Consider the following 6,922-nt stretch of genomic DNA (forward strand, 5'->3'; position numbering starts at 1 on the left):
GGTTCCCGCCCGCGACCCGGCTGACTGGCCGATCCCTTGTGATCGCCCCGGGGCCGGGGGGCCGCCGGAACCCACCGTGCCTCCGGCAGACCCGCCCCGCGCGGGCTGCCGTCCTCAGCTTCCACACCGGCTTTCCCGGCAGGCGAATCCGCCATGCTTTCCGACACTCTGGTGCCCGTACACCCGTGTAGGAAGCGTGCGCATTCGTTCCGCCGCATGGGGTCGTCACAAATGCGTGCCGGAACCTTGCGTGGCGGAACGTGCGCGCGGCGGCCCAGCTGCCGCCGCGCGGCACGACCGCAACGCGAAGTTGGCAACGCCCTGTCTCCTGGGCGAGTCATGTGGTCGCAGGCCGGAGGGGCGGTCCCTTCGGCCTGTCGCCGTTTTTGGGCCTGTCAGGCTATGGTCCTTTTGTCCTCTGCCTTCCGAGCCGAAGGGCGGGCTTGCGAGTCCTGCCCCGTCCGTACGGTTGGCGCTGCGCACTTGCCGACGGCTGCGGCTTATTCCCTTCATGAAAAACTGTGCCTTCCCGCCAGAGAGCAAGGCTGCTCATGGTTCTGGAAAGGCCCCGGGAGAACTGGCGCAGTCCGTCAGCGATCCGTGGCGGGCAGGTGGTACAGTACGAAGTGGGGCAGGGGCGTCCACACCGGGGCGCGCGCTCCGGCTGCTGCCAGTGCGTCGGCTGTCCAGGTGTTGCAGGTGCGAAAGGGGCTGAAGCGCCCGGTGGCTTCAAGAAACAGGCTGCCCGGCCCGTAGCCCGTACCGCCGTTTTCCGGGGTGACCGGGATGCGCACGGGCCGTCCCCCGGCGTCGCGGCGCAGGCTGGCCGCCACGAAGGCAACAAGGTTCCGGTGCTCCTGGCGCGTCAGGTGCAGGGTGCGGGTATCCGCATCTGGCAGCGGCGGGCCGGGCATCATTTCCACGTGCAGGGCAGCGGGCGCCAGGGCCAGCGCCCGCAGGGCCGCGCCGGGGCGCATCCGGTCCCAGGTGGGCGTGGACAGGTAGAATTCCCTCGCGCCCCAGCCCACGGCCAGATGCGCGTTGCCCGTCCCGCCATCCAGCCCCAGCACATCCGCCAGCCCCTGTTCCCCTTCCACCCGCGCGGGCAGCACGATGTCCGCATGCACCCCGTTGCTGATCACATGGATGGTCACAGGCGGGGCTTTCTGCATTGCGTCGCCCGTCGTTTCCGCGTTTTCGCCGTTCGGAGCATCCGGTGCAGCGGACACCCCCGATGCATTGGGTGCGGTGGGTGCATTGGGTGCGGTGGGGGCGGGCACGCCGTTCCGCTGCTCCGCGGCGTTGCGCGCCGCGCCCCCCCAGGGCAGGCAGCATGCGGGCGGCAGTAATCCGTCAGCAGGGCGCGGCATGGTGCCCAGCACGGCCACGGCCAGCAGGTATCCCAGCGTCAGCAACGCCAGACCGCGCAACGCCCATGTCAGGGCAGGCAGCAGGACATGGTGCGGTCGGCGGCTGGGCATGTGCTTTCCTGTAGCGGCGCGGTGGAAGGGGGAAACGACGAACATGGTATTCGTAACTGGGTGGATTGCCAAGGCATCGGGTTATGCGCGTGATACCGATGATAATACGTGGTGGTCTTTCGGAAAATCATTTCACACCGGCGCCCATTCTGGTGTACGCTAAAGGCAGGATTATCTCCTCCCGTCCGGGCCCGGCATCATGCCGGGGCGCGGCAGGCTTGCGGTCACCCCCTTCACCCTCAAACCGCAGGAGTGGCTCCATGCAGGAAATCAGGCTGCACCGTAACGGGCGCGAAGACCTCGTCTTCAGCGGCGAGCATCTGGCCACGGTGGATGACCGCGAGTGGATGGGCATAGCCCCCAACTGGTGGGAACTGGCCTTGTACCGGTCCGAAGCGGGGGGCTTCGTGCTTTCCTCCGTGTTTTACCTGAACTTCCCGAGGCATCGCGTACTGCGCGGGGCCGTGGTGTTCCAGAGCATCGCCGACGTGCGCGACTACGTGGTCAACGCGTGCAACGGCCCCTCCATGATTGCCGACGGTCTGCTGGGCCGGGCGCGCAGGCGCATCCGCCAACTGGACGACCCCATTCCTCCGTTGCCGCAGTTTGCGCCGGTATCCGACTACGAATCCTTCGGAGAACGCGAGATTCCCTATGCATGACGACACACGGCACGTGCCGCGTCGCCGGTTCCGTGGAGGAATGCGGCGCGGCGCCATGCGAAACGGCGGCCTTGGCCGCCGTTTTTCGTTGTCGGGCGGAGATGACGCCGGGTAGCCTGCCGGTTGCGAATGGTTGCGGATGGTTGCGGACAGGTGAGGGAGGTCGCAAACGTTTGCGGGAGGCCGCGGTCGGGCGCAGGCTGGTGATGGCGGGGGCAGCGGGTGCGCAACGCGGGCGGGAGTTGGGCGGCGGGGAACCGCAACGCCGGTATCGCTTGTGGATCAGGTGGCCTGCGAATCAGCGGCAGCCTGTTCGGTAGTGGCCTGCATGTAGGGGTGGAACTTGGTGTCGTCGTCCAGCATGTGGCGCGCCACCACCTCGTGGGCAATGACCCCCAGCGCCTCGTCAAGGGGAAGGTTGGCGTGCTCGTAGCGCGCAGCCAGGTCGCCCGCGGCATCCAGCAGGGTGGCGTGCAGTTCGGCGTGGTGTTCGGCGTCGGGATAGCCCCGGCTGCGCAGCACGGCCTCTTCATCACGAAAATGTTCGGCAAGGGCGGTGAGCAGTTCGTGGATGATGGCCAGACAGGCAGGGCGGGGGGCGTTGCCCAGAAAGGCGGCCAGCAGCCGGTTGACCATCTCGAACAATTGGCGGTGCTGGGCGTCGATGTGCGCCTCGCCGCATTCGTACGAACTGCTCCAGGCCAGGCGCAGCAATTCGCCGGGTACGCGCAGCCCGCCGTGCTGGCAGGACAACAAGGGCAGGGCTTCCGACGCCGTGTCCACCCTGTTGCGCCCGCTGGCCTTGGCCCGGTACAGGGCCCGGTCGGCCATGTCGATGATCTGGTCCGGGGTGGCGTTGTGCCCCCCGCGCACCGTGGCCACGCCCACGCTGACGGTAACGTGCCCCGCCGGGGTGTTGCCGGGGTGGGTGATGCACAACTCGGCCACGGCGCGGCAGATGCGTTCGGCCAGTTGGGCCGCACCCGCTTCCGCCGTGCCGGGCAGCACGCAGGCGAATTCCTCGCCGCCGTAGCGGGCCACCAGGTCGGGCGCGCGGTGGGCCACCGTGCGCAGGGTATGCGCCACGGCCCGCAGGCAGGCGTCGCCCGCCAGATGCCCGTGGATGTCGTTGTAGGCCTTGAAGTTGTCCACATCGACCATGAGTAGCGACAGCACGTCTTCCGAACGCTGGGCGCGGCGCAGTTCCGCCTCCAGGGCGCAGTCCAGGCGGCATCTGTTGAACAGTCCGGTCAGCGGGTCGCGCTGGGCTTTCTGTTCCCACATTTCGCGGCTGCTGTCGGCATTCAGCAACTCGCGGTTGTGCAGGGCCACTCCCAGGGTCACCATGGTGGTGCTGCACAGGAAGGTGGCCAGCAGAAAGGCCGCCTCGCCCGTGGTAGGCATCTGGAACGGGCCGAAGTCCGTGGTGGCGCCGTAGGCCACGGCCATCACGGAGGGCACGAGGGCCAGCATCAGCCCGTGCAGGCGGGCATGGTAGGCCAGCAGCACCAGCAGAGGCAGGATGAAATAGATGCACCCGCCATATCCGTTGAAGGCCAGCAGCAGAAACACCAGGTTGCCCCCCAGCACGCCCCCCACCCAGCGGCACTCCCTGCCGGTAAGTTCGCGGTACGTGGCGCAGGCCCGGTACAACGGATAGACCAACAGCAGGCCCAGGCATACCGCCATGACCAGCGTGGCGAACAGGTGGCCGGCCTGGCTCCATGGCACGTATCCCCCCGCGGCCTGTTGCAGGGCGATGACCCCGGCCCCGGACACGGCGGCGGGCAGGCAGACCCTGCCCACGGCGCGGAACAGGTCGGGCACGCTGGCGGGCGGTGCCAAGAACACGCGTTGCAGCAGCAGGGCGGCCATGCCTCCGGCAAGGGCGTCGGACACGGCGGTGGACAGGACGCAGGACAGGGACGGAGATGCGTGGCGCGCCGCCCCGGCAAGCAGGGCCACAGCCAGGGAAAGAACCGCGATGAGCGGCATGGACTGCCAGCCGGTGCGCAGGCACACCACCATGGCAATACCGGCGCCAAGACGCAGCGGGGTCAGGTTGTGCACGTCCAGGGCAAAGACGTTGGCGTCCAGCCAGGTGGCAGCGCAGTACGCGGCAAGGGCGGTGAAAAGCCAAGCGGCGCCGGCGGCGGGGCGGGGCGCGGTGGCTTTTCCGGATGCGGGGAGGTCCATGGTCTAAGGCTATACGCGATTTCCGGCCTTGGGCAAGGTGGTGGAATGCCCACCCTTGGCCGGGGCGTGCGGGGTCATGGCGACTTGTGGCGCGGCGGGCGCGGCATCGCAGGGGTGGGTGCACACTGTATCTGGCGGAGTGGCCACGCGAGACACGGGTATCATGCCGTCAGTATGGAAAAATGAACTGCAATGGTAGTCGGTTGGGCGCACATGCAAGAAAATGGGGGAAAACCCCCATGCGACTGGCGCATCCCCGCCCCAAGGGTTAGGGTACGCCCGATTCGCCAAGGTACACCGACGACACGTCGGGGATGGTCCGCACCATCTGCACCAGGGCGTGCCAGTCCAGGTCTTCGTCGGTGGCGATGCGCACCACCAGCCGGCAGCGGTCCGTGGCGGCGTCGCACTCGTAGACCGAAACCTGCACGTCTTCGCACCCGAAGCCTTGCAGGGCGGCCACCACTGCGTCGAAGGGGGCGGACCCGCCCGGCGAGGATACGGTGAGCGTGTAGTAGCGTTGCGCATGGGCCGACACCCGGTGCATCTGCGGTGACAGGTAGACGATGGCCGTCACCACCAGCGCCGTGCACAGGGCGGGCACGTACATGCCGACGCCCACGGACAGGCCCACCCCGGTCACCACCCACAGCACGGTGGCGGTGGTCAGCCCGCGCACCCGGCTCTTGCCCTTGAGAATTGCCCCGCCGCCGATGAACCCGATGCCCGAAACGGCGTACGAGGCCACGCGGGCGGCGTCGGCATGGGCGATGGTGGCGATGTACAGCGAAAGCTGGCCCAGCAGGCAGGCGGCCACGGCCACCAGCATGTTGGTGCGAAAGCCTGCGGCCTGACCCTTGCGTTCTCGCTCGTAGCCCACCAGCGCACCAAAGATGGCGGACGCCGCAAGGCGGGCGAGGTCGGGCAGCAGGTCGTGGAGTTGGGCGATGAATTCGTTCATGGCGTAGGCCTTGCGAAAGCGCCCCCGGAGTAGTGGTGGCGCATGAGGCGCGAACCGGCGGTGGCGCGAAAATGCGTGCGCGGGCTGGCGATTGGGGGATGCCCGCCCATGCAACCTACGCCCGACTGGGGGCGCTGTCCAGCCGGGTGGGGCGTCGGCTACCCGGCTATCCGTGCAGTTGCAGGAACACCAGCCGGTCCAGCACGTCCAGCAGTTCCGCGTACAGGCCGCCGCTGGCCATGGGCGGGCCGAACAGGGCGGCGCGTTGTTCCTTCAGGCTCTGGCGCGAGACGGTTTCCGGAAAGGTCTTGGACAGGGTCATGGCCAGCCGTTCGGCCAGCAGGTAGCCGGTGACCCCCTTGTGGAACAGGGCCAGCCGGTTCAGGAAGTCCGCCTTGCGTTCGTTCCAGTAGTCCTCTGCGGCGGGCGTGGGCGGGGTGGACACGGCGGTGCACACCGCCGCGTGCAGGTTGTTCAGGTTGGCGCCGGGTATGCCCGCGCGCCAGCCGATGAGCCACGAATTGCGGCGGAAGAACAGGCAGTGGTTGATGCCGATGGTCACGATGTCGTCGAACAGCGCGCGGGCGCGGAGCAGGCCGTCGTCGTGCCAGCGGGCGGGCAGGGCGTCCAGTTCCCACGCGGGCACCAGCGGGTTTGCGGCGCGCAGGCCACCGGAGGTGGCGTTGCCGGTGTCGCCGGGTGTCGCCGGGCAGCCGGAAGCAGATGGGCCGCCGGTCAGGCGTTCCACCAGATGCGCCAGCCACAGGTTGGCCTGGGGCGATTCCGGCGTTTCCAGGTGGGTGTAGCTGAGGGTGTAACTGCCCGCGCCGTACCTGCCGTGCAGGATGCACGGCTGCCCGGTCAGAAAGGTGGGCCGCAGGCGGATGCCGTACAGGTCTTCCCACTCGGTAAAGGTGCCGGGGGGCAGGGTGTCCAGAGGCAGGTCGGCCACCCAGAAGTCACTGCCCGGCTCGGTGTAGCGGGCCAGTATTTCCACGTCATGGCCGTCTTCCGGTGCGAACCGGCCCGGCCACCACACCGGCAGGGCCGGTTCCGGCGGCAGGGCGGCGGGGGTCAGGGAATGCCCTGCGCTGACCGTGGCGTGCACGTGGCCGGACACGAAATGCTGCATGCGGTCGGTGAACGACGCGCGCGACCACGGGCACAGCCCGAGGCCGTGTTCGCCGGTAAGGCCAAGGCCCGCGCCGCCGCAAAAGCCAAGGTAGCTGCCGCCCCCGGCCACGTAGCCACGTACGGCCTGCATGCCTGCCTCGCCCAGGGCGTCGGCCTTGAGGCGCGCGGTGCCGCCGGGCACCAGCAGCAGGGAGGGGGGATTGCGGGAAAGCAGGCCGTCGGCTATCTCTTGCGCCCGCACCAGCCGGTACGGCAGGCCCATGCTCTCCACCGCACGCCAGGCCAGCAGCCCCCAGACGTGGGATTCGTCCCAAAGTATGTGAAGGGTTGACATCTCTCTGCCGCTCATTAGGGTGGGGAAGCCGTTTTACCGGGGGCATCGCCGGGCCTTGCCGTCATGACGAAACGTTCGCGCGGCATGCCCGGCGCGGCGTTTCGCCCGTGTCCGGGCGTCCGTTGCGCTGCCCGCAGCGGGTGGCCGTCGCAGG

General features: G+C 68.6%; 5 protein-coding genes. 1 reads left to right on the forward strand and 4 read right to left on the reverse strand.

The features are described 5' to 3' along the window. Window positions 1-590: 590 nt before the first annotated feature. Complete coding sequence (locus FVW20_RS04000) at window positions 591-1,481, reverse strand: TIGR02117 family protein (protein WP_196608391.1); 891 nt, start codon at window positions 1,479-1,481, stop codon at window positions 591-593. A gap of 260 nt (window positions 1,482-1,741) precedes the next feature. On the opposite strand from FVW20_RS04000, the gene FVW20_RS04005 reads away from it, so the two are divergent. Continuing rightward, on the forward strand, window positions 1,742-2,143 hold the full coding sequence (locus tag FVW20_RS04005) for a hypothetical protein (RefSeq protein WP_190244042.1): 402 nt from the start codon (window positions 1,742-1,744) through the stop codon (window positions 2,141-2,143). A gap of 282 nt (window positions 2,144-2,425) precedes the next feature. Here FVW20_RS04005 and FVW20_RS04010 read toward each other — a convergent pair whose 3' ends face one another. The 3 genes from FVW20_RS04010 to FVW20_RS04020 form a co-directional block, all read right to left on the reverse strand. Then, on the reverse strand, window positions 2,426-4,339 hold the full coding sequence (locus tag FVW20_RS04010) for a diguanylate cyclase (protein WP_196608392.1): 1,914 nt from the start codon (window positions 4,337-4,339) through the stop codon (window positions 2,426-2,428). A 268-nt stretch (window positions 4,340-4,607) separates the two neighbouring features. Further along, complete coding sequence (locus tag FVW20_RS04015; protein ID WP_196608393.1) at window positions 4,608-5,300, reverse strand: MgtC/SapB family protein; 693 nt, start codon at window positions 5,298-5,300, stop codon at window positions 4,608-4,610. 166 nt (window positions 5,301-5,466) lie between these two features. After that, entirely contained in the window at window positions 5,467-6,768 is a 1,302-nt protein-coding gene (locus FVW20_RS04020) for a BPL-N domain-containing protein (RefSeq protein WP_196608394.1), read from the reverse strand. Window positions 6,769-6,922 lie beyond the last annotated feature (154 nt).

The sequence above is a fragment of the Nitratidesulfovibrio oxamicus genome (assembly GCF_015731765.1).
GTDB classification, from domain to species: Bacteria; Desulfobacterota; Desulfovibrionia; order Desulfovibrionales; family Desulfovibrionaceae; genus Cupidesulfovibrio; species Cupidesulfovibrio oxamicus.